Source organism: Peribacillus sp. NPDC097295 (assembly GCF_044761665.1).
Classification (GTDB): Bacteria; Bacillota; Bacilli; order Bacillales; family DSM-1321; genus Peribacillus.
Genome location: NZ_JBIWCW010000006.1, coordinates 9510 through 32306, shown reverse-complemented (window position 1 = coordinate 32306; position 22797 = coordinate 9510). Strand labels below are relative to the sequence as shown.

Sequence of the window (22797 nt, the reverse complement as noted above, 5' to 3'; positions counted from 1 at the left end):
AAAGGAGATAATTAATATGGTGGATCCTCTAAGATCATTATTAAAAGCACCTGACGGCCCGCCAAGTGACGTCGAGGAGATAAAAGAAAGAAGCAACTACTTGCGCGGAACGCTCATGGAAGTCATGCAAGACCGTATCAGTGCCGGAATTCCGGATGATGATAACCGTTTAATGAAACATCATGGCAGCTACTTGCAGGATGACCGGGATCTTCGTAATGAACGTCAGAAACAAAAGCTTGAACCAGCCTATCAATTCATGCTGCGAGTCCGCATGCCCGGTGGTGTGGCACAGCCAGCTCAGTGGCTTGTCATGGATGAACTTGCCCAAAAATATGGCAATGGCACGTTAAAGCTGACAACACGTGAGACGTTTCAAATGCATGGCATCTTAAAATGGAATATGAAAAAAACGATACAAGATATTCATGCGTCCATGCTCGATACGATTGCTGCATGCGGTGATGTGAACCGAAATGTCATGTGCAACTCGAATCCCTATCAATCTGACATTCATGGGGAAGTTTATGAATGGTCAAAAAGGTTGAGTGATTATCTATTGCCGCGAACAAGGGCCTATCATGAAATTTGGCTTGATGAAGAGAAGGTGGTCGGAACACCGGAAGTAGAAGAAGTGGAGCCGATGTACGGACCACTCTATTTACCACGGAAGTTCAAAATTGGTATCGCTGTTCCGCCATCGAATGACATCGATGTATATTCACAAGATTTAGGCTTCATTGCAATCGTTGAAGATAGCAAACTTGTCGGATTCAATGTAGCGATAGGCGGGGGCATGGGCATGAGCCATGGTGACACTGCGACATATCCTCAGCTTGCCAAGGTAATCGGCTTTTGTACACCAGACCAAATTCTGGATGTGGCGGAAAAGGTCATTACGATTCAGCGGGATTATGGGAACCGTTCCGTCCGAAAAAATGCACGCTTCAAGTATACGGTTGATCGACTTGGCTTGGAAAATGTAAAAGCCGAACTGGAAAACCGTCTTGGCTGGAACTTGGCTGAAGCCAAGGAATACCATTTCGATCATAATGGGGACCGCTATGGCTGGGTGAAAGGCGTGCAAGGTAAGTGGCATTATACCCTGTTTGTCCAAAGCGGCCGTATTGCCGATTTTGATGATTACAAGCTGATGACCGGCTTGCGTGAAATCGCGAAAGTCCATACAGGGGATATCCGGTTAACAGCCAATCAAAATCTGATCATTGCCAACGTCTCCAGTCAAAAAAAGAAAATAATCAATGAACTGATGGAACAATACGGTTTGACGGATGGCAAGCATTATTCAGCGCTTCGTCGCAGCTCACTTGCATGCGTCGCTCTTCCCACATGCGGATTGGCGATGGCGGAAGCTGAGCGTTATTTACCGGATTTACTTGAGAAAATCGAGAGCATTATTGATGAGAACGGTCTGCGGGACAAAGAGATTACCATCCGTATGACGGGCTGTCCTAATAGTTGTGCCAGGCCGGCCCTTGCGGAGATTGGCTTTATCGGGAAAGCGCCTGGCAAATACAATATGTATCTCGGAGCGGCCTTTGACGGCAGCCGACTCAGTAAAATGTACCGCGAAAATATTGGCGAAGAAGAAATATTAAGCGAATTGCGTGTCCTGCTTTCTAGTTATGCGAAAGAGCGGCAGGAAGGCGAGCACTTTGGAAACTTTGTCGTCCGTACAGGAGTCATAAAAGCAACAACAGACGGGATGAATTTTCACGCTTAATCTGATGAATTGAGACAGGATTTGTACCTGTCTCTTTTTTTTGGATGGTTTCTGTCCAAAATTTGGTACGGGAAACTATAATATTAGTTTGAATGATGATAACTATTTTAGTTTCAGGCTATAGTAGAAGTAAAGATTGATTTAAAGCTCCAAACTCATTGAATATAGATGTTTGCTTTTTATTGGAATCTTGTTTCAAAAAAATTATATAAGGAGTTTAACAATGGAAAAGTGGGATTTATATGATCAGCATCGTTATAAAATAAATAAACAAATAACTCGTGGAGATGAACTGACACTAGAGGAGTTTCATTTAATAGTACACGTATGTATATTTAATTCAAAAGGAGAAATGCTCATTCAGCAACGTCAGCCCTTTAAGCAAGGGTGGTCGAACCTCTGGGATATCACTTGTGGTGGTAGTGCGGTTGCAGGCGATACAAGTCAGCAGGCAGCTTCAAGAGAGTTATTCGAGGAGTTGGGGATTCAGTATAACTTTGAAAAAATACGTCCACAATTTACTATTAATTTTGAACGTGGATTCGATGATTATTATTTGATTAAATATGACCTGGATTTGAATGCATTGACGTTACAGACTGAAGAGGTCCAAGCAGCGAAATGGGCTTCTAAAGATGAAATCTTAAAGCTAATTGAACTAAAAAAATTTATACCTTATTATGAAAGTATCATTTCGTTTCTATTTGAGGGTCGACATCATTATGGCTCTATTCGTCTATAAACGGACATGTTAGGAACCAGTTTGGGAAAATTGGGAACACAACAATAAAATGGGGCTGTCCCAAAAAGGGTAGTTAAGCCTATATTGAATAAATAAAGAGAGGCAGAAATGTTGTTAAATCAACATTTCTGCCTTTTCAATTTTGCGTTATTTTACTCGAAGAAGGACTTATGAGACAGCCCCGTTTTTCTTTAAAACAAGTTTTTCAAAGATGTTCAAAGGAAATTGCACAAGTTCACACTTTTAAAATCTTTCATACTAGCCGATTCCATAATGTTATAATCAACTTTTAGATAGCCTAGTTTTTAAAAATATATTCGAGTGAAAAGCTTACATCGAGTGGAATAACACATTTAAATGAATTATGGTATAAATGTATACAATTATAGTAAATACAGAGAAGAGGGGTACCATGGATCTTTCCTCAATGGATAGGTTATACAGCAGACAAATGGGGAAGAAAAATAACTTTAAGTTATCTAGGCCTAGTTGCGGCCATTGGTGGTATCGCCCTTTATTTTACATGGTCTAGTTTAATTAACTCATTATGGATTTTAGTGCCTATTTTCTTTTTATACTTTGGTTCAAATGGAGCCTCTGTTTTTGGTTCATTATTTAGTGAAATCTTCCCCACAGACGTGCGGGCTACAGGGATTTCATGGGCTCTCCAAATTGGACGCGGGCTTTCAGCAATTCCTCCTCTAATCACAGTAGCAGTATTTCCTGTGTATGGGTATGAACCAATTATCTTAGGCGGAGCCGGTTTATTCTTCTTATTGGCAATTTGGGCTTGGGTATTTCCAGAAACCAAAAATCGTCGTTTGGATTATCTTGATGACGAACCCCTAAAGGTTGAAGAATTTAGTGAAAACCCGGAACTTCAACCTAATAAGACATCATTGACTTAATTTAATTTCTTAAGAAAAATCTTTATTTTGGCATTTTCATTTTATGAGTAGAATAATCGAATATATATAAGAAAAGTGAATATAATGTATAAAGTTTATAGAATAATACGCTAAACGGATAACAAAATATAAGTACCAATTTGGTATGTGACTAGGCGAATCCTCACAAATGTTGACAGCAGGCTGTCAATGATTTGTGAGGATTTTTTGTTTTTACTTTAAAGGAATGGGAGAGATTGCATGTCAAAAACAAGAAGAATGGGTAACATATTTGCACGAGATGGAAAGTCTATCACACTGGCGCTTGATGGGCATTACTTCTCGACGAATACCACCGGGATCGATAACACGATTGGTGAATTGCCAAAGATGATTGAAAGTGGCCTTGATGCAGTACTAGTCACTTATGGCCTGGCAAAGACATACGCCGATTCCTTTGCAGGCGTAGGGATGCTAATCCGTGCAGATTTATCGACAGGAGTATTTGATTCGAGTGTGCCGAATACAATGGGGTTAATAACCGTTGAGGATGCACTCAAGATGGGGGCAGATGGAATCATATCTATGACGTTTCCGGGCGCCCCTAACGAAGCAACTTCCCATCAAATTGCATGGGAATTAGCCCGTGAAGCTGATTATTGGAACTTACCATTTATGTGTGAGTCGCTGCCCTTTGGCTATGCGGTTACGAATGAGGAATCCAGTAAGCCGAAAGTGATTGCTGCGGGTGCGCGACTTGGGACAGAGCTGGGTGCAGATATTATCAAGACCCGTTTTACAGGGGATGCAGGGGATGCTGAAATCGTAAAAAGGGCGCAGCGACCCGTGCTGGCCTTGGGTGGACCAAAAACTGACCACATACTCGATTATTTTATGTTCGTCAAACACTGTATGGACGTTGGTGCAAAGGGGGTAGCCGTTGGACGCAATATTACGCAAGATAGGCATCCTGCTGGTATTGTAGCTGCATTAAATGTAATCGTCCACCGGAACGGGACAGCTGAGGAAGCCTATAAAATGTATCAGGCATACTAACCCTTTAATTATTGAAGGTGGAAGTACATGGATTGAAACATTTGTTGAATGGTTTCCCGGTACGGTTTGCAAATGACAGTCATCGGTCCTGGTTGGCCAGTAGTGGAAGCAATCTGTTTTGCCCATCTCGGATAATACTGGCTCCTTCGGCCCTAATAAATAAGCAAGACTATTGAACTCGCTAACTTAGTTGATGAATTGACTCCACTTAAATGGTTGGTTACTGAATTGTGTCATTTTTGCTTAAGGGGGGAAAGGTAATGGAGAAGTATTTGCTGGGTATTGATAATGGTGGCACAGTTACGAAAGCAGCTCTTTACACACTGACTGGAAAAGAAGTCGAGATTGCCTCGAAGAAGACAGAAATGATCATGCCAAAGCCATTTCATACGGAACGGGACATCGATGAGCTTTGGGGAGCCAACGTTACGGTAATCAAAGAAGTATTGAGGACTTCGAAGATAGATGCAGGACAAATTGTTGGTATATCTATTACTGGTCACGGAAACGGTCTTTATCTAGCGATGAAAGATGGAGGGTCTCCATATAACGGGATTATCTCTACTGATAACCGAGCAAAGAAGTATATAGATGAATGGTATGCAGATCCACGTTTCGAGACTGAAGTGCTTCCAAAGACGATGCAATCCGTTTGGGCAGGTCAGCCAGTCGCATTGTTGGCTTGGTTGCAAGACCATGATCAAGCTGTAATCAATCAGGCAGATTATATATTCATGGTTAAGGACTTCATACGTTTTAAGTTGACGGGAAAAGCTTACTTGGAATTGACAGATATTTCAGGAACGAGCTTATTGAATGTGAGGGATCAATGTTTTGATGAGGAATTGCTCGATTTCTTCGGATTACGGAACATCATGCAGAAGCTTCCCCCACTTAAACAATCGACAGACATATGCGGCTACATCACTAAAGAAGCTGCGGAAGCAACTGGGCTAAGGGAAGGGACCCCGGTTGCCGGAGGGATTTTCGATATTGCCGCTTCAGCCATCGCCTCGGGACTAGTGGAAGAAAATAAGCTATGCATCGTCGCTGGAACATGGAGCATCAATGAATACATCACGAAAAAACCAGTCATCGACAAAGATTTATTCATGACGTCAATCTATTGTTTGCCTGATTACTGGCTCACTACGGAAGCTAGCCCAACATCAGCGAGCAATCTTGAATGGTTTATTGATAAGTTCATGGTCGGGGAGAAGCTTGAATATGAGAAGCAAGGTAGGTCGGTGTATGATCTTTGCAATGAATTGGTGGCTTCCACTGCCCCGGAGGATAGTAATTTGCTCTTTTTTCCTTTCCTGTTCGGGTCAAACTCGGTCCCGAATGCGACCTCTTGTTTTATCGGCATGAATAGTTGGCATAAGCAGGAGCATTTCGTCAGAGCGGTCTACGAAGGTATCGTGTTCAGCCATATGTACCATATCGAGCGACTGCTTAAGTATGCTGATAAACCAGACACCTCACGAATTGCCGGTGGAGTAACCAAATCAGACGTATGGCTTCAGATGTTTGCGGATTCCTTGCAAATCCCGCTTGAAATCGTCGAAGTGAAAGAACATGGTACGCTCGGTACTGCAATGTGTGCCGCTGTAATGGAGGGACACTATGAATCTATTAAAGAAGCAGCCGTCAAAATGGTGAATGTGAATCGCATTATTCAACCGAATCCGGATAAAGCAAAAGTGTATGCCGAGAAGTATAATCGCTATAAAGAAACACTTAATTATATGGATAAAATATGGAAGGTAGGGATATGACACTATGGATTTAGGTATTCAAGGAAAAACAGCAATCATCACGGGAGGTTCCCGGGGAGTGGGCCGCGAAATTGCCCTCTCTTTAGCGCGTGAAGGTGCCAACGTCGTCTTAACATACCAAGGCAATAAAGAAAAAGCACAAGAAGTGATTGAGGAGGTTAAGACGCTTGGATGTGAAGCTGTCTCCTTTCAAGTGAACTTGGCGGAAGCCGATGCAGCTGTTGAGTTGATCCATAAGAGCATCAAGCAATTCGGTGAGGTAGACTTGCTCATTAATAATGCCGGTGTATGGCCAACGAGCTTTGTGAAGGATATGTCCTTGACGGAGTGGAATGAAACGCTCGAGATCAATTTGACCAGTGTCTTTCTAACATGTAAAACATTTGCCAATCACTGCCTTGAACGCAAAAAAACAGGGAAAATCTTGAATATCACGTCGCAGGCTGCGTTTCATGGATCGACTACCGGGCACGCCCATTATGCGGCAAGCAAGGCTGGGATGGTTGGATTCACAATATCACTTGCCCGTGAACTAGCGAAGAATAACATCAATGTAAATAACCTTGCGTTAGGCATTGTAGAGACCGACATGATCAGAGAATCACTTGAAAAGAATGAAGACTATTATGTAAATCGCATTCCGCTTGGTCGAGTAGCTACAGCAAAAGAAATCGCCGATATTGCTAGCTTCCTAGTCTCCGAAAAGGCAAATTACATCACGGGCGCAACTCTAGACGCCACAGGCGGGATGTTAATGCGTTAAAAAGTATAGAAAAATTACGGAAAAGGAGTGTCCAATAATGAAATGCTTAGCCATCGCTGATTTATTCATTCCAAAAGGCATGATGGAACAGGGCTTGATAAAACTAGCTGATGCCGGAATAGACGTTACTGTTCGGGAGTGGAAACATGAGAATTTGGAGCAGCTGCAAAAAGACAATTTGAGGATAGAGAACGGGGGGAGTGAGGTCATCGAGTTACCGGAAACTTTGCTCGAGGGCATAGAGAAATTCGATATCATCATTACACAATTTGCCCCTATTAATGAGAATTTAATCCATGCTGCTAGTAACTTGAAGGTAATCGGTGTCCTCCGTGGTGGGACTGAAAACGTAAACGTGACTCTGGCGAAAGGTAGAAACATTAAAATCATCAATACACCAGGACGGAACGCCCGTAGTGTCGCTGAATTTACAGTCGGCTTGTTGCTATCAGAATTACGGAATATTGCCCGTTCCCACTCCGCTTTAAAACAAGGGATATGGAGAAAGGATTTTCCTAACGATGCCTACGTTCCGGAACTCGATGAAAGGACAGTCGGTATAATCGGTTTCGGTAACATCGGACAACTCGTAGGACGTTTCTTAAGCGGATTTGATGCACGCATCATATTCCACGACCCGTATTATAAAGGCCATACCGACTTCGAACAAGTTGACCTCGATACGTTACTTATTCAGTCGGATGTCGTTTTAATGCATGGACGGCTGACGGAAGAAACAAAAAATATGATTCGTTTTGAACATTTTCAAAAAATGAAGGAAACGGCTATCATCGTCAATACAGCGAGGTCAGGCCTGATTAAGGAAGACGACCTGATTAAAGCGTTGCAAAATAAAGAAATTTCCGGAGCGGCCATCGATACCTTTGATCATGAGCCATTGGGTAACGATAGTCCATTCCTGCAGTTGGACAATGTGACCATCACCTCACACATGGCCGGAAGTACAAGTGATGCCTTCCGGAACACGCCGAAGAAATTGGCGGAACGGCTGTTGGAGTATACTGAGAGCCTTCATATATAAAAATGCCCCGGCAAGTCGCCGGGGGTTTATGTCTGGGGAAATGAGGGTTGAGCAGGGTAATTTAGTGAAAATAAATGGTAGAATATGGTTTCTTTAGATGCAAAAAATCCAAAATTTGAAAAGAATCGAAACGTTTATTGTTTTTGTAAAATGTGCCATGCATATAGCAACTACTTAGAAATAAAGCATGAGTTGTTAGACTTTAGATGGAAATAAATTCAGATTGCTGGCTGTTTCTTGGCAGACCGATGTCAGCCATGGTAAGTAACCCTGGTTTTCGAATCGCATCAATTTGTTTAGCTGTATTAATAACCATGGAGGCTGTAGCGGTATCTCCGAATACTCCATTTGGTATGATTAATCTCTGTGTTTCGTTTCCTTCAATAATAATTTCATCCTCTTGGTTAATTCCCACAGACATGGTCAAGTCCAAGCAGATTTCCTTTCCGGTAGAGGTCAAAGCTCTGGATACTTGGTGTAGTCCACTAACCGCCCCTTTTTTTAGAGACGTAAGTGGAACGGTTATATCTTCGGTAGCAATTGTTGGCTCAATGGTATTATTTACACGAGTAAGTTCCCAATCTAGCCCATATGCAATTAATCTAACAGATTCTTCAAGACCAACATGGCCGATTTTATCTTGTTCAGCCAGTGCCTCAAATTCTCCTTTTGTCATACCGATTCCTACTTTTCTTTGTAAGGGAAGACGGCGTTTCGAAACATCCACTTTACGGTTGACAAGGACTCTGTTTACCGTTGTAACAACGGTTGAAAAACAAATCGCCATGGTATCCATGATGAATCCTGGATTAATACCAGTCCCAATGACACTCAGCCCTTTGCTCTTTGCATAACTATCTATCTCTTTGGCAAGGGCAGAATGGCGCTCCCAAGGGTAAGAAAGCTGTTCGCACGTGGACACCACCGAAAATCCATGGTCTAGAAGCTCTTTGATTTGTGGCCAAACTTGGTTTGCATTGGAACCAGTCGCATGAAGGGCAATTGGATGCTCTACACTGGTTTTTACTTCATGAATACTGGAGACCACATGTACATTCATCTTATTTTCATTTATGATCAGCCCAATATCCTTTCCAACCTTTTGGGGATCGATATCTACAGCACCAATAATCGAATGAGGATTCGTAAGGTATGCACTACGAAGAATTTCCATGCCAATAGGTCCTAATCCGAATACGGAAAATTTAGAAATTTCATTTGCCAATTATTATCATCCTTTCAATGTTTTCTTAACAAAATGCTAACATTGAAAGCGGCATAACAAAAATAGGATGTTTTTATATACATATAAACCTTGCTTATAAAAGGGATAAGCTACACTATGATTCTCTTTAGACATCTAGCATTTTAGGCATTCTACATATCAAGAAGAAGGGTTTGCTTGTAGGGTATGGATAATCTGATTGATCAAGAAAGGCGTCTGTTCAGAATTTTTCCAAACAGCAGATATCGAACTCGAAAGATTGATATTTTCGATGTGTAATGCTTTTACCTTCTTGGTTCCTAATAGATCAATCATGTCTTTAGGCATGAGGGCCACGCCTAAATTATTTGAAACTAAATTGGCAATCGTTAATAGCTCCGATCCTTCACATAATTTTTTTGGCGAAAAACCAGAGATTGAACATGCCTTTTCCAAAAGAAATTGAAGAGAGTGGGCTTGTATCGGATGATAATGAATAAAAGGTTCATTTTTTGCTTCATGTAGTTGTATGGACTCCTTTTGAGCTAGCCAATGATCGAAAGAAACGACTAATTGCAACGGAGATTTTTTGAATTCAATCATGTTTATCCCTTCGTTAGCCATTAGGTTAGTATGAATGGGTGTTCGAATAAACCCGATGTGATACTTCTTATGCTTAACTAGCTTGACAGCCCTTGCGGAAGTAGTTTCTTGAAGGTCCACTTCGACTTCAGGAAATTCAATAAGTATTTTCTTTAATAAATTCGGTATATAAATACTAGCAGCTGAAGGTATTGTGGCAATTTTCATTTTTGGCTTGGGGACAATTTTGTTTTCAACGATATTGCTTACCGTCTTTTCTATGTCATCAAATGAAGGAGCGAGCTTATTGTAAATATACTCCCCTTCTTCAGTCAATGTGATTTTTCTTGTGGTACGATTTAAAAGTTTAAAACCTAGTTGTTTTTCTAATGATGAGATTTGTTGACTTAAGCCAGGTTGGGAAATATGAAGGATTTTGGAGGCTTTGCTGAAACTAAGGTGGTTTGAAACTTCAATAAAATAACGAAGGGATAGGAAATTAATAAAATCACTCCTCTTTTAGTTAGATACTGCAGTATTTAAATTACTTTTTACTACCCGTAAATAATGGATTTATATAATTTACACTTATAAGTTTATAACAATAATATATTTCTCAAAAGGATGAGTCAATATTATCTTTAAAGGAGAATATGAAAAACTGAATATTTAGTAAAATAAAAACCAAACGAGAAATCGCAAGAAAAAGAACGTGTATTATGGGTTAAATTCCCATATTCAAAATGAAGGAAATAAGGGTTGCTAACAGAATACTAATAATATCGTCTCATAAAGAGATGATAAAAATGAAAAAGGGGGGGTTTTATGAAAGGATTTAAAAGTTTTTTTTTATTCGGAATGATCCTGGCACTATTACTGGTAACAGCTTGTAGCAAGGGAAATGAAGGAGCATCAAGCGATAAAAGGCAAAACTTGAGTCTTTTAACAGGAGGAACTGGTGGTACATATTACCCACTAGGCGGGCAAATTGGAAATATCATTACCGACAATACCAATGCGAACATTACACCCCAAACATCTGGTGCTTCAGCAGAAAATATGGAAACGCTGAGAGCTGGAGAAGCTGAAATAGCTTTCTCACAAACCGATATTGCAGCCTATGCCGTTGAAGCGAAAGAAATGTTCAAGGGAAATCCAATTGATAATATCCAGGCTATCAGCTCTTTATATCCAGAAACTGTACAACTTGTAACAACAACTAAAAGCAAAATTAAATCAGTTGAGGATCTAAAAGGGAAAAAAGTATCGGTTGGGGCACCTGGATCAGGTGCGTACATCAATGCCATGCAAATTCTAGCACTTCATGGATTATCAGACAAAGATATTAAAGCGCAAAATCTCTCCTTCGATGAGTCAACGGATGGAATCCAAGCTGGAAATATTGATGCAGCATTTATAACAGCTGGTACTCCAACTGGTGCAGTAGAGGCACTCTCGGTACAAAATGATATTATTGTCCTTCCTATTGCAGATGAGAAAATTAAAGAATTAGTTGAAAAATATCCGTATTATGCAGAGGATACCATTCCGAGCGGAACTTATAAGATTAAATCCGATGTAAAGACCGTTGCGGTTAAAGCTATGTTAGTAGTTAGAGAAGACGTCGATGAGGATTTAGTTTACAAAATGACTAAGGCTATGTATGAAAATACGGATAAAATCACACATGCAAAAGGTAAATTAATTACGGCTGAAACGGCACTTGAAGGATTAGGGGAAATGGAACTACATCCTGGTGCAGCTAAATATTTTGAAGAAAAAGGAATTACCAAATAAATCCTTCGACGGTCGATAGTTCGCTATCGATCTCGTTGTTTCTTAAAGTGTGGAGGTATTTATGCGATTTAAGCCTTTTAAGAAATACATGGTCTTTTTAATACTTCTACTACTGTTCATCGCTTTACTTGGTTTCATACCTTATAAACAAGTCATCGCATTTTCCTACCAAGATCAAGGAGAGTTATTTGCTTATCTACCTTTAAAAAGAGAAAAAACCTTTCAAATAGAATATACACATTCTATCCACCTCTCGGAAGTGCTCGAAACCTATCACCTATCAGACAATTTAATTAAACAAACCGAACTTGCCTACGATGACTTTGCAGTCGGCATGCCTTCTAATGCGGAGGGTCGGGAAGTATTTGAAGAGAAAGATGGAACGTATTTTATTAAAAATATGGATCGGACTTTTGAATATATCGATCTGAGGGTCGGGCAAGTTGTAGCCAATCATCGCTTAATCTATAAAAATCAAACAATGCCGTTTTCAAAGTTTATTAAGCCAGGAACATGGATTAGGGTTTCATCGAAAAAAATCTCATTTTGGGAACAAAAGAATGGAGTGAATATGAATGGACGATGATAAAGAAAAAGTGAAGTACTTAACGGAAGAAGAACAACAGAAACTTTTAGAGAAATACGATCCCGAAGCAGGGACGAGAAAATTAAAAGGGATGTTGGGTTACATTGCTTTTATCGGCCTCTTAGCTTTTTCTTTATTCCAATTGTATACAGCCATTTTTGGTGTTTTTACAGCACAAATTCAAAGAACGATTCATTTAGGTTTTGCGCTATCCTTAATCTTTTTATTATTTCCTGCAAATCGGAAGAAACGACAAAAAGGAAAATTTCAAATTGCATGGTACGATATTGTATTAGCTGTTCTTAGTATCGGAGTCGGCGCCTATTGGCCATTATTTTTCGAAGATTTGGTCATGAATGTTGGCCGTTTAGGTACGCTGGATTTCACGGTCGGGTTACTAGCCATTTTACTAGTGTTAGAGGCTACGAGGCGAGCTGTAGGCATTCCTATCACCACTATTGCGGTTCTCTTCATTTTATACGGGCTGTTTGGCCAATATATGCCTGGTTTTCTATCACATCGAGGGCTGACGTTTGAACGGATGGTCCAGACGATGTTCTTCTCTACAGAAGGGATATTGGGAACTCCGTTGGCAATATCATCTACCTTCATCTTCCTGTTTTTATTGTTTGGTTCCTTCCTTATTCGAACCGGGGTTGGCCAATATTTCAATGATCTCTCAACTGCAATTGCAGGTAGAAGAGTCGGGGGACCGGCAAAGGTTGCGATTTTTTCTAGTGCATTACAAGGAACCATCAGCGGAAGTTCTGTAGCAAATGTGGTCACCTCAGGAGCATTTACGATTCCCATGATGAAAAACTTGGGCTATAAGAAGGAATTTGCTGGTGCAGTAGAGGCCTCTGCTTCAACAGGTGGACAATTAATGCCACCAATAATGGGGGCAGCAGCATTTCTAATGGTAGAGTTTATTGGCAACGGTATTACGTATTGGGATATTGCAAAGGCAGCCACTATTCCAGCCATTCTTTATTTTACTGGCATTTGGATCATGACGCATTTTGAGGCGAAGAGGCTTGGCTTGCGTGGTCTAACAAAAGAAGAAATGCCTAGTAAAAGAGAAGTGATTGGAAAGGTGTATTTATTGATTCCAATCGTCGCGATTATTCTATTACTCATGTCAAATATAACGGTAACGCATGCAGCTTTATACTCCATTCTTATCTCGATTGTTGTAGGTTTCATTAATAAAGATGTACGAATGAAATTTATGGATATCATTTATGCATTAGTCGATGGAGCTCGTACAGCACTTGCCGTAGCGGCAGCAACAGCAAGCGCTGGTATTATCGTAGGGATTGTCACAAAGACAGGGCTAGGTCTAAAGCTGGCGAATGGATTAATCGATTTGGCTGGTGGCTACTTAATACCAACACTTATGCTTACAATGGTCGCGGCCTTAGTATTGGGAATGGGTTCACCGACAACTGCTAACTATGTAATTACCTCTACCATTGCGGCACCTGCCATCATTTTACTGGGTGTACCGGATTTATCCGCACATCTATTCGTTTTCTACTTTGGTATTATTGCGGATATAACACCACCAGTGGCACTAGCCGCTTTCGCAGCAGCCGGGGTGTCTGGTGGGGATCCCTTAAAGACTGGGATACAATCGTCTAAATTAGCCATAGCGGCCTTTATTATTCCTTACATTTTCGTACTATCCCCACAAATGCTGATGATTGATTCAACATGGATGGAAGTGGTGTGGGTCGTCTTTACGGCAATGACTGGCATGATCGCTATTGGTGCTGGTGTAATCGGTTATTGGGTACGTGGAATGCACTGGATAGAAAGAATCACTGCCATCATAATTGGTTTGCTATTAATCTATCCTGAAACCATAACAGACATCATTGGATTAACTTCGTTTGCGATATTGCTTGCCTTACAATACTTTAAGAAGCAAGGGAATAAGAATTTGCCCACTATTTTAGATAATGGTCATAACATTGAGAGAATTGATTGAAGATACTTTATAAGGATGAAGACGGTGGCATAGCCTAAATACATCATTTATCAGTTAAGGAGGTGAGTGTGTAGTAAGGAATAATGCTACCGTCTTTACCATTTATAAAGATAAGGAAGGGGGGATTTTCCTTTTCTGTCTATTTAAACATCATATATATTGATTGATATAATAAATATCACCATCTTTTGATGGTATGTAAAACCTTGATAAGTTAATTAAATTTTCTTCAATGATAAACATAGGGATTGTCTCCACCTATAGATTCTTAACCAGAAGAAGAGTTTCATTTTTCTTAAGCGAAAAGGATCGATATCCGTTTGAAAGGGGACTTATGTATGACCTATCTTAAGAGTTTAGTTTTAGTTACATTCAGTTTCTTTTTTATTGTTTCAACCGTTATTGCCAGCGTGCCTGGGGTAGACGATTCGATGAAACCAGGAACAAAAAAAGGAATCGTTTCCGTTTCCCATCCAATAGCTGCTGAAGCAGGAAGAAAGATTTTAGAACAAGGTGGAAATGCTGTTGATGCAGCTGCAGCCATTCAGCTGTCGCTAAATGTAGTTGAACCGATGATGTCGGGAATTGGCGGCGGTGGTTTCATTATGATTTACAATAAAAAGGAAAATGAAATAACCATGCTTGATAGTCGTGAAATGGCCCCACAAAATGTTACACCTGAGCTTTTTTTGGATAAAAACGGAAAAGTGATACCGTTCAGTAAACGTCATGTAACTGGAAAGGCAGTTGGGGTTCCAGGGACTTTAAAAGCAATAGAAATGGCACTAGAGAAATATGGCACGATGAGTTTATCGAAAGTAATAAAGCCTGCCATCAAACAAGCGGAAAAAGGAGTAAAGGTAAACTGGTCCGCGGCTCAATATATCGAGGAAAATAAAGCGAAGCTTAAAAATAACCCAGCGGCAGCAAATGTGTTCATTCCTGGCGGAGAACCGTTAAAAGAAGGTGATACGCTCATCCAACCGGATCTTGCCAAGACGTTTAAATTAATAAAAGAACAAGGATCTGATGCACTTTATGCAGGGGAAATTGGTGAAGCGCTCGTGAATGAAGTTCAAGAGCGGGAAGGCGTCATGACCATGGATGATTTGGAACGATACGAGGTTAAAGAAAGAGAACCGATTAAATCGGATTATAGAGGGTTTGAAATTGTGGGTGCAGCTTCACCCAGTTCAGGTAGTTTGACGGTTCAACAAATATTAGAATTGATGGAAGGTTACGATGTGAAGAACATGGGCATCAATTCTCCTGAATACCTTCATCATCTAACTGAGGCAATGCATTTAGCTTTTGCTGACCGTGCAGCCTATATGGCCGATGAAGATTTTTATGAAGTTCCTAAAAAAGGACTTTTGGATGAAGAATATATTAAAGAAAGAAGAAAACTTATTAATCCTAATCAATCGGTTGCAGACGTTAAAGAAGGCGACCCATGGAAATATGAAGGTAAAGAACCCTCTTCTATGCCAAAAGTGGAGGAAAATCATCCTGAAGGACAAACCACCCATTTCTCAGTGATGGATAAGTGGGGGAATATGGTTTCCTATACCACTACGATTGAACAGGTGTTTGGTTCGGGGATCATGGTGCCCGATTATGGATTTATGCTTAATAATGAAATGACTGATTTTGATGCTTTACCAGGAGGAGTCAATCAGGTAGAAGCAGGGAAACGCCCAAGAAGCAGTATGGCACCAACCTTTGTCCTAAAAGACGGCAAACCATTCCTGGCCCTTGGTTCTCCTGGAGGGGCGACCATTATTGCGTCGGTATCTGAGACAATCATGAATGTGATCGATCATGGATTACCGATTCAAGAAGCCATCTTATCGCCACGCATCTACTCGGCCAACTATCCCACTGTTCGATGGGAGCCGGGAGTCAATCAAAATACTAGATTGGAGTTAATGGCAAAAGGGCATGTCTATGAAGAAGTACCACAACATATTGGAAACGTACAGGCCGTCATATTTGACTCTGAAAGTGGAGAAATGTATGGAGGGGCAGATAATACGAGAGAAGGTACTGTTCTTGGTGTGGATAAAGTATCTTATACGTCAAAACAAGTCCCTAATATAATACCGAATAAGGCGGGACCGTTCAAAGTAAAAGTAAATGGTGCAACTTTTCCTTATTTAGCGAAACAAATGAAGGTAATAGATGGTAAACCTTATATTCAATCAGATAAATTACTCCTCGGTTTAGGTCTAATCGACTCAAAGGACTTAAAAACCTATAAGCCAAATGAAAAATCATATTTACCCGTTATAAAAGCTGCAAAAGCAACAGGGTATAAAGTGACGTGGAACGAAAAGGAAAAAATGGTTATTTTGGAAAAAGATCCAACTGATATTGAAGATCCCGATGATGATGGGTCCATCACCAAATAAAAGATAAAAGATAGAAGTCCTAATATTGAATAAGAAGCTCGATAAAGCCATTTTTGACTTTATCGGGCTTTTTTTTGTTAGACGGTTAGACGGTGTTAAAGTTCTGGGTTTAGTTTGAAAAACTCTTTTTGCTATTGCTGTGGGAGATACTTAAGGGTACCTCGCTTAAAATAAAGGGTTCTCTTTTTTGATAATCTGTCATAAGTTTTGGTGGGCAATTATGGATATTTAAAGTATGGTATTAGTACTACCATGTGTATGATAAAGAATTGTTAAATGAGAAAATTTAAAGTGGGAATGAAAGGAGATTTAAAATATGTTACTAAATAATATTTTGAATTTTTAAATTTTTTTGTCTTTAGGAGCTTTTTTTTATGGGTGTGTCCATTCTTTTAGGAAGAGGGATTTTTGATACATTTCCAGCTGAGTGGATAGGTAAATTGCCATTTAATAGTTGGGATAGCTTGCTTTATTCGGAATGCTTAATTTTGGAATGGGAAATGCCTTTGCATCTATTTGGGGATTTATAAAGAAAGAAATAATAATATTTATAATGACCTTAACTATGGGTGCTTTGCTTTTCTTCTGTACGGTTGTATCAACTAGGTTGATAGGAGATTGGTACTTACGAACAGGACAACAACTGATATTTAGCATCATCCAAATAGTATTTGGATTAATTGACTTCGTTATATCTTATTTCACTAACAGAGCTTTGGTAGAAGAATAAATCAATAGGCTTTGTTGAAGGTTTTTATGTACATTTTGTTGAATACGAGTTAATAAAATTTTTAATGTTAATCTAAAAAAAGGGGATTAAAGTAATGCATCAACTTTTATTCGATATACCATTCCAATTAGAAACAGAAAGACTAATGCTTCGAGCACCAAGACAATCAGGGGACGGCAGTATTGTCAATGAGGCAATAAAAGATTCATATAACGAATTAAAAGCTTGGTTACCATTTGCACAACAACTTCCTTCTATTGAAGAAACAGAAGTCAATCTGAGAAAAGCTCATATTAACTTCCTTAAAAGAGAGAGTTTTCGCTTTCTAATTTTCAATAAAGTAACCAATGAATTTATTGGAGTAACGAGTTTTGAGGGAGTAAACTGGAACATACCTAAATGTGAAATTGGATATTGGGTTAATACAAAATTTAGTCGAAATGGATATATGTTAGAAGCTGTAAGAGAATTAACTAAATTCGGAATAAACCATTTAAAATTTAAAAGAATAGAAATAAGATGTGAATCGACAAACCTTAAAAGTCGTTCTATCCCTGAAAAACTAGGTTTTGAACTTGAAGGGACCTTAAAGAATGATGACTTATCCGCCAATGGTATCAAACTAACTGACACTTGTATTTACGCTATAGTTTGATAAGGCATTTATTTAAAGTTTTGCACTTAATTGAGAATCTTTCTGAGGAAATGGATATAAATAGCCTTTTGTTATATCCTTGTTTAAAAGATTATTTCTAAAAAGTCCGTCAAGAAGCGGCACGGACTATTTTATTGAGAAATTACGACTAACGTTTAATCTTTTTGTTTTTACCTTCCCCCGCATGTGTATATAATACGGTTAACTAACCTATTGAAGGGAGAACTTATATGAATGAATACAAAGTGACAGTGAAGAATGGCAGTTTGGTAATTCTGACCGATGTTATTGAAGCTGAAGATGAAAGGGAAGTTTTGGGCACATTATTGATTAACAGTGAATTGTTCAATCAACCATTCACCGATATTAAGATTCTAGAACGTTAAAAAATAGGAAACAGTAGGTGATACTATGTGTGGACGTTTCACCCTATTTACGAATATCGAAGAAATCATCGATCGCTTTGAAATACAGGCCGCATTTAATGATGAATACCATCCTAGCTACAACATAGCGCCAACACATTCTGTTTTATCTGTTATTAATGATGGAACAAAAAATCGGCTAGGCTACCTTCGCTGGGGATTTATTCCATCCTGGGCCAAAGATGAAAAAGTCGGCTACAAGATGATAAATGCCAGAGCCGAGACGATTACCGAGAAAGTTAGTTTCAAGAACGCTTATAAAAAGAAACGGTGCTTAATTCTTGCGGACTCCTTCTATGAGTGGAAGAAGACTCCAGAACGAAAAATACCAATGAGGGTAAAACTAAAGAACAACGCACCATTTGGTATGGCAGGTCTTTGGGAATCGTGGAAATCGCCACAAGGTATGATTTATTCCTGTACAGTCATTACTACAACTCCTAATGAGTTAATGACAAGTATACATGATCGGATGCCTGTGATTTTAAGGGCTGAGGATGAAAAGATTTGGCTGAATTCTTCATTTCATGATACAGAATATCTGCAACAACTCCTAAAGCCGATTGATTCCCAACTCATGGAGACCTTTGAAGTTTCTTCGGATGTAAACTCCCCAAAAAACAATGCACCTAACCTTATAGAACGTATTTGTTAAGTGGGTAAACTGGGCTAACGATTTAGTTAACTGCATAAACAAAAAAGTAAGGGTCTGTCCCAAAAAGGGTAGTTAAGCCTAAATTGAATAAATAGAAAGAGGCAGACATATTGATTTAACAACAATTCTGCCTCTTCAATTTAGCGTTATTTTACTCGAAAAAGGACTTATGAGACAGCCCCTTACTCGCTTCCATGCTGTAATTTCACGTTATTTAATGCGGACGTAATACCTGACCTGACTTTAATTAAAGAGGTCTAGACAAGTCGCTTTCCTAAACATCTAAGCCTGTATAGTTAAGCTACTCTTGTTCGTACAAAAGTAAGTTGTGAAGTTTATCGAGTTCCTGGCTTATATGTAAAGTTTTTGGTGCGGTAAATCCATGGTCTAATGCTGTATTTATTAATTCTGTCCTCAAAATTTCTATTTTTGTATGTAATAGGTCCGTACTTTCCAATGAAAATCCCTCAAGTTCTTATACTTTTTTGTAATGCATCTATTATTACATAAATTAGGATTCATTCAAATGATAAGTGTGCTTCATTTAATAAATTTTTAACTAATTCTTATTAAAAAACCTAGTTCCTATTTGAGTTTATTGGATCATCACTGCAATTGGTGTCCAAAATTTTGAGGATTGAAGAAAGTAAAGTTGGGTCTGTACACCTAATATGCAAAGCAGAGAGCATTAAAATGTATAAACGAAAGGGATAAATTTCCTTTTTAAGGCCATATTAAGTGACAGACCTTAAGTAAATATGTTATGGTGTGTTTTCTACATACTTTATAGAATTAAAAGGATGAGGTGTTTGATATGAATAAAACAGAATTAGTAACTACTGTAGCAGCACAAGCAGAACTAACAAAAGACGACGCTAAAAAAGTTGTTGATGCATTGTTTGAAACAATCACAACTACACTTGCTAAAGAAGAAAAAATCCAGCTGGTTGGATTTGGAACTTTTGAAGTGCGCGATCGTGCAGCACGTACTGGTAGAAATCCACAAACAGGTGAAGAAATTCAAATTGCAGCAAGTAAAGTACCAGCTTTTAAAGCAGGTAAAGAATTAAAAGAAGCTGTAAAATAATCATTTATTTTTTAAACTCTGGAGATAACAAGGTCTCCAGAGTTTTTTTATTATGATCTTTTAAATGACCTAAGTTATCCCATTAGTTGAGTGGAGAAATCGCTAAACTAGTTGAAGAAAATATCCCAACAATGTGGCTGGCTGCCTTGCAGAAACCGGATTATCGAACGATTAATCGATTTCGCACACAACAAATGGAGAAGCTCCTTCCGAAGCTATTTGAAGAAATGATCCATCAACTAATAGAAGAAAAGCACATTACAATGGAGAACTATTTTCTAGACGGAACAAAGATTGAGGCAAGCGCAAACAAGTACTCATTTGTGTGGAAAAAGGCGACGACGAATTTTGAGGCGAAGCTGCAAGAAAAAATTGAAGAAACGTACCAACAGATTCAGACCATTACGAATGAGAAGGTCATGAACTGTCTGCTCAAGATGAAACGTCCTCTTTAACTGTAGAGGAAAAACTAACTCAAATAGAAAAAGCATTAGTGAAGAAAGTTGAAAAAGAAACGAACGGCATCCTGCTTGAAGAAGATGTCCAGGTACGAAAAGAAAAAAGACGGGAACTCAGTCCGGTTAAGAAACTATTGAAATTAGTGCGCGATGACGTAGGTCCACGATTAGTGAAATATAAACAACAAAACGCTCTATTTGGCGATCGAAATAGTTATTCTAAAACCGATACGGATGCGACATTTATGCGAATGAAAGATGATCATATGAATAACGGACAACTAAAACCTGGTTATAATATTCAAATGGCCATGGAAAATAAATCCATTATACATAAATGCCCAACTGATACAAGGTGTTTTAAGCCCCATATAGAAGCACTGAAGAATACATCGCTACCATCCCCGAAAAACGTCATCGCAGATGCCGGCTATGGCAGTGAAGAAAACTATCTCTACTCTTTGGAAGAAGAATTTGAAGCTTTGATTCCTTACAATACTTTTTTAACGGAACAAAAACGGAGTTATAAAAAAGATATTCGTCATGCGAGTAACTGGGCATACGATGAACAAAAGGATGAATACAGCTGTCAAATAATCGTAAGGTTTTATTTAAGTGTTATCGACCCGCACGGATAAAATTGGATTCACACGTGACTTTAAAATTTATGAATGTGAGGAATGTACGGATTGCCCATTAAAAGCGCAATGTACAAAGGCGACAGGAAATCTCGAAGTGCATGTTTATCCAGTTTATGAAGAACTAAAAGCGAAAGCAAAAGTGAACCTTTGGTCTGAATCGAATGCACAAATTTACGCTCGACGAAAAATCGAGATAAGAGTGTTTTTGGTCATATCAAGGGTAATAGGTCGTTCCGTCACTTTTTGCTTCGGGGCTTAGCGAAAGTCCAAACGGAGTTTGGCATCGTAGTCATGGCACATAATTTACTGAAGATAGCTGGCTTGAGCCAGCTACTTTCAATGAAACATTATAAAAATAGAAAAACAGGTGGAGAAAAACGATTCATTTTTCTCCACCTGTTTTATTTTAGGAACTTATTAGACAGCCCCTTATTAGTGATATAAGTTAATTAGAGTTTATTTACGTTTGTTGCTTGAGGCCCACGTTGACCTGATTCTACTTCAAATTCAACTTCTTGGCCTTCTTCAAGAGATTTATACCCTTCCCCTTGAATAGCTGAGAAATGAACGAATACGTCATCTCCATTTTCACGCTCGATAAAACCAAATCCTTTGTCACTATTAAACCACTTTACTTTTCCACGTTCCATTTAAGTACCTCCTAGCATGGTAAAACCTGCATTATTATCGTACCTTCTTATAATATCCATTTTAGAAGCATTTAAACTTAAAAAAAATATTTGGTTCCACTATTCTTACTACATTATATAAATTCCATTGTTTTATTATAAAATTCCACAGTTCCTGATTTTGATTATTTATTATCAACTAAGTTAAAAATTTATATGGTGAATTTACACTCAACTCTTTTATAGCTTGCCTTGTATTTTTTAGAATGGTATTAATGATCGATAAATTGTGTGAAATTATATGGAGTATTTAAAAAAAAGGTGAATTCTATTGACATATATCCAAACCAATTACCTTCAAGAACATAAGATACAGTAATGTTTTTAAAGGAGGTTACACAATTGGTTAGTGGTAAAAAATGCCATAAATGTGGACGAAGTAAATGTAGATGTGAAAAAAGAAAGTGTAAAGATTGCGGACATAAAAAATGTCAGTGTAAATCTGGATCTAAACAAGAGGTAAAACAAAGTGTTGAGCTGTATATAGATGGTGGTTATATAGGCTTTACTGGAGGAACCGGTATAACTGGAGTTGGACCAACTGGGCCAACAGGGCCAACAGGACCGACTGGTACAGGCCTTGAAGATGCAGTAGTTTTTGATCCTGCAGCAGCCCCAGGGTACCGAGCAGGTCAGGTTGTCCTGTATGAGGGAAGTGTATATGTAGCAAATGTAGCGTCACCAACAGGAATACCTGGTCAATCCCCAGATTATACATTGCTTTTTGTAGGAGGAGGAACAGGTCCAACGGGGGCAACAGGAGCAACAGGAGCAACCGGTGCAACAGGAGCAGGATTAGAAGGAGCAGTAGAGTTTGATCCCGCAGCAGCTCCAGGGTATCCCGCAGGTCAAGTGGTCCTCTATGAAGGAAACGT

At 39.1% G+C, this 22797-nt stretch carries 23 protein-coding genes and 1 pseudogene; 20 read left to right on the top strand and 4 right to left on the bottom strand.

Annotated elements, in window-relative coordinates; all coding sequences use genetic code 11:
- Window positions 1-16: 16 nt before the first annotated feature.
- The 7 genes from cysI (at window position 17) to ACIQXN_RS12270 (ending at window position 8012) form a co-directional block, all read left to right on the top strand.
- Window positions 17-1744: an assimilatory sulfite reductase (NADPH) hemoprotein subunit gene (gene cysI, locus ACIQXN_RS12300; protein WP_402966725.1), complete on the top strand. Its 1728-nt coding sequence runs from the start codon at window positions 17-19 to the stop codon at window positions 1742-1744.
- A 223-nt stretch (window positions 1745-1967) separates the two neighbouring features.
- Window positions 1968-2486 (top strand): NUDIX hydrolase, encoded by a 519-nt coding sequence (locus ACIQXN_RS12295; protein WP_402966723.1) that lies wholly within the window; start codon window positions 1968-1970, stop codon window positions 2484-2486.
- Window positions 2487-2878: 392 nt separating this feature from the next.
- Window positions 2879-3394, top strand: coding sequence for an MFS transporter (locus ACIQXN_RS12290; protein WP_402967119.1), 516 nt, complete (start codon window positions 2879-2881; stop codon window positions 3392-3394).
- Window positions 3395-3634: 240 nt separating this feature from the next.
- The gene (locus ACIQXN_RS12285) at window positions 3635-4429 is read left to right on the top strand and encodes a class I fructose-bisphosphate aldolase (RefSeq protein ID WP_402966721.1); all 795 of its coding nucleotides are present in this window, start codon (window positions 3635-3637) and stop codon (window positions 4427-4429) included.
- Window positions 4430-4689: 260 nt separating this feature from the next.
- Window positions 4690-6207 carry an FGGY-family carbohydrate kinase gene (locus ACIQXN_RS12280; protein WP_402966719.1) on the top strand — a complete coding sequence of 506 codons (1518 nt, stop codon included), beginning with the start codon at window positions 4690-4692 and terminating at the stop codon, window positions 6205-6207.
- Window positions 6208-6211: 4 nt separating this feature from the next.
- A complete protein-coding gene (locus tag ACIQXN_RS12275) occupies window positions 6212-6970 on the top strand; it encodes an SDR family NAD(P)-dependent oxidoreductase (protein WP_402966717.1) in 759 nt (252 codons plus the stop codon).
- 37 nt (window positions 6971-7007) lie between these two features.
- The gene (locus ACIQXN_RS12270) at window positions 7008-8012 is read left to right on the top strand and encodes a 2-hydroxyacid dehydrogenase (RefSeq protein ID WP_402966715.1); all 1005 of its coding nucleotides are present in this window, start codon (window positions 7008-7010) and stop codon (window positions 8010-8012) included.
- Between the two features lie 202 nt (window positions 8013-8214).
- Here ACIQXN_RS12270 and ACIQXN_RS12265 read toward each other — a convergent pair whose 3' ends face one another.
- Together ACIQXN_RS12265 and ACIQXN_RS12260 are read right to left on the bottom strand one after the other, a co-directional pair.
- Window positions 8215-9237, bottom strand: coding sequence for an NAD(P)H-dependent amine dehydrogenase family protein (locus ACIQXN_RS12265; RefSeq protein ID WP_402966713.1), 1023 nt, complete (start codon window positions 9235-9237; stop codon window positions 8215-8217).
- A 159-nt stretch (window positions 9238-9396) separates the two neighbouring features.
- On the bottom strand, window positions 9397-10302 hold the full coding sequence (locus tag ACIQXN_RS12260; RefSeq protein WP_402967117.1) for a LysR family transcriptional regulator: 906 nt from the start codon (window positions 10300-10302) through the stop codon (window positions 9397-9399).
- Window positions 10303-10623: 321 nt separating this feature from the next.
- Here ACIQXN_RS12260 and ACIQXN_RS12255 point away from each other — a divergent pair, with 321 nt between their 5' ends.
- From ACIQXN_RS12255 to ACIQXN_RS12225, 7 genes are all read left to right on the top strand, one after another.
- Window positions 10624-11595, top strand: coding sequence for a TAXI family TRAP transporter solute-binding subunit (locus ACIQXN_RS12255; protein ID WP_402966711.1), 972 nt, complete (start codon window positions 10624-10626; stop codon window positions 11593-11595).
- Window positions 11596-11656: 61 nt separating this feature from the next.
- On the top strand, window positions 11657-12181 hold the full coding sequence (locus tag ACIQXN_RS12250; RefSeq protein ID WP_402966709.1) for a DUF1850 domain-containing protein: 525 nt from the start codon (window positions 11657-11659) through the stop codon (window positions 12179-12181).
- The gene (locus tag ACIQXN_RS12245) at window positions 12171-14171 is read left to right on the top strand and encodes a TRAP transporter permease (RefSeq protein WP_402966707.1); all 2001 of its coding nucleotides are present in this window, start codon (window positions 12171-12173) and stop codon (window positions 14169-14171) included. The genes ACIQXN_RS12250 and ACIQXN_RS12245 overlap by 11 nt, the downstream gene beginning before the upstream one ends.
- A gap of 338 nt (window positions 14172-14509) precedes the next feature.
- Window positions 14510-16582 (top strand): gamma-glutamyltransferase, encoded by a 2073-nt coding sequence (ggt, locus tag ACIQXN_RS12240; RefSeq protein ID WP_402966705.1) that lies wholly within the window; start codon window positions 14510-14512, stop codon window positions 16580-16582.
- Between the two features lie 824 nt (window positions 16583-17406).
- On the top strand, window positions 17407-17967 hold the full coding sequence (locus ACIQXN_RS12235; protein WP_402966703.1) for a GNAT family N-acetyltransferase: 561 nt from the start codon (window positions 17407-17409) through the stop codon (window positions 17965-17967).
- Between the two features lie 230 nt (window positions 17968-18197).
- Window positions 18198-18353, top strand: a complete 156-nt coding sequence (locus ACIQXN_RS12230; protein WP_402966701.1) for a hypothetical protein — start codon at window positions 18198-18200, stop codon at window positions 18351-18353.
- A 25-nt stretch (window positions 18354-18378) separates the two neighbouring features.
- Window positions 18379-19047 (top strand): SOS response-associated peptidase, encoded by a 669-nt coding sequence (locus ACIQXN_RS12225; RefSeq protein ID WP_402966699.1) that lies wholly within the window; start codon window positions 18379-18381, stop codon window positions 19045-19047.
- Between the two features lie 301 nt (window positions 19048-19348).
- On the opposite strand, the gene ACIQXN_RS12220 is transcribed toward ACIQXN_RS12225, so the two are convergent.
- A complete protein-coding gene (locus ACIQXN_RS12220) occupies window positions 19349-19504 on the bottom strand; it encodes a Spo0E family sporulation regulatory protein-aspartic acid phosphatase (RefSeq protein WP_402966695.1) in 156 nt (51 codons plus the stop codon).
- A 357-nt stretch (window positions 19505-19861) separates the two neighbouring features.
- Here ACIQXN_RS12220 and ACIQXN_RS12215 point away from each other — a divergent pair, with 357 nt between their 5' ends.
- The 5 genes from ACIQXN_RS12215 to ACIQXN_RS12195 all read left to right on the top strand — a co-directional run bounded on the left by ACIQXN_RS12215 (window position 19862) and on the right by ACIQXN_RS12195 (window position 21677).
- A complete protein-coding gene (locus ACIQXN_RS12215; RefSeq protein ID WP_402872569.1) occupies window positions 19862-20134 on the top strand; it encodes an HU family DNA-binding protein in 273 nt (90 codons plus the stop codon).
- A gap of 86 nt (window positions 20135-20220) precedes the next feature.
- The gene (locus ACIQXN_RS12210) at window positions 20221-20589 is read left to right on the top strand and encodes a transposase (RefSeq protein WP_402966692.1); all 369 of its coding nucleotides are present in this window, start codon (window positions 20221-20223) and stop codon (window positions 20587-20589) included.
- Window positions 20590-20627: 38 nt separating this feature from the next.
- Entirely contained in the window at window positions 20628-21230 is a 603-nt protein-coding gene (locus ACIQXN_RS12205) for a transposase (protein WP_402966690.1), read from the top strand.
- Window positions 21208-21492 carry a transposase gene (locus tag ACIQXN_RS12200; RefSeq protein ID WP_402966688.1) on the top strand — a complete coding sequence of 95 codons (285 nt, stop codon included), beginning with the start codon at window positions 21208-21210 and terminating at the stop codon, window positions 21490-21492. Before ACIQXN_RS12205 ends, ACIQXN_RS12200 begins: the two co-directional genes overlap by 23 nt.
- Window positions 21477-21677, top strand: a complete 201-nt coding sequence (locus tag ACIQXN_RS12195) for a hypothetical protein (protein ID WP_402966686.1) — start codon at window positions 21477-21479, stop codon at window positions 21675-21677. Before ACIQXN_RS12200 ends, ACIQXN_RS12195 begins: the two co-directional genes overlap by 16 nt.
- Window positions 21678-21682: 5 nt before the next feature.
- Here the strand turns inward: ACIQXN_RS12195 and ACIQXN_RS12190 are convergent, their stop codons facing one another.
- Window positions 21683-21883, bottom strand: a complete 201-nt coding sequence (locus ACIQXN_RS12190; RefSeq protein ID WP_402872572.1) for a cold-shock protein — start codon at window positions 21881-21883, stop codon at window positions 21683-21685.
- 381 nt (window positions 21884-22264) lie between these two features.
- Between ACIQXN_RS12190 and ACIQXN_RS12185 the strand changes: the two are divergent.
- A pseudogene (locus tag ACIQXN_RS12185) lies at window positions 22265-22797 on the top strand (hypothetical protein); the annotation flags it as partial.

Excerpts from the sequence above, each read along its gene's own strand:
- ACIQXN_RS12295 (WP_402966723.1), top strand. The coding sequence starts at position 1,968 with ATGGAAAAGTGGGATTTATATGATCAGCATCGTTATAAAATAAATAAA.
- ACIQXN_RS12225 (WP_402966699.1), top strand. The coding sequence starts at position 18,379 with ATGTGTGGACGTTTCACCCTATTTACGAATATCGAAGAAATCATCGAT.
- ACIQXN_RS12215 (WP_402872569.1), top strand. The coding sequence starts at position 19,862 with ATGAATAAAACAGAATTAGTAACTACTGTAGCAGCACAAGCAGAACTA.
- ACIQXN_RS12235 (WP_402966703.1), top strand. The coding sequence starts at position 17,407 with ATGCATCAACTTTTATTCGATATACCATTCCAATTAGAAACAGAAAGA.
- ACIQXN_RS12190 (WP_402872572.1), bottom strand. The coding sequence starts at position 21,883 with ATGGAACGTGGAAAAGTAAAGTGGTTTAATAGTGACAAAGGATTTGGT.
- ACIQXN_RS12255 (WP_402966711.1), top strand. The coding sequence starts at position 10,624 with ATGAAAGGATTTAAAAGTTTTTTTTTATTCGGAATGATCCTGGCACTA.
- ACIQXN_RS12275 (WP_402966717.1), top strand. The coding sequence starts at position 6,212 with ATGGATTTAGGTATTCAAGGAAAAACAGCAATCATCACGGGAGGTTCC.
- ACIQXN_RS12245 (WP_402966707.1), top strand. The coding sequence starts at position 12,171 with ATGGACGATGATAAAGAAAAAGTGAAGTACTTAACGGAAGAAGAACAA.
- ACIQXN_RS12270 (WP_402966715.1), top strand. The coding sequence starts at position 7,008 with ATGAAATGCTTAGCCATCGCTGATTTATTCATTCCAAAAGGCATGATG.
- ggt (WP_402966705.1), top strand. The coding sequence starts at position 14,510 with ATGACCTATCTTAAGAGTTTAGTTTTAGTTACATTCAGTTTCTTTTTT.
- cysI (WP_402966725.1), top strand. The coding sequence starts at position 17 with ATGGTGGATCCTCTAAGATCATTATTAAAAGCACCTGACGGCCCGCCA.
- ACIQXN_RS12280 (WP_402966719.1), top strand. The coding sequence starts at position 4,690 with ATGGAGAAGTATTTGCTGGGTATTGATAATGGTGGCACAGTTACGAAA.
- ACIQXN_RS12230 (WP_402966701.1), top strand. The coding sequence starts at position 18,198 with ATGAATGAATACAAAGTGACAGTGAAGAATGGCAGTTTGGTAATTCTG.
- ACIQXN_RS12285 (WP_402966721.1), top strand. The coding sequence starts at position 3,635 with ATGTCAAAAACAAGAAGAATGGGTAACATATTTGCACGAGATGGAAAG.
- ACIQXN_RS12250 (WP_402966709.1), top strand. The coding sequence starts at position 11,657 with ATGCGATTTAAGCCTTTTAAGAAATACATGGTCTTTTTAATACTTCTA.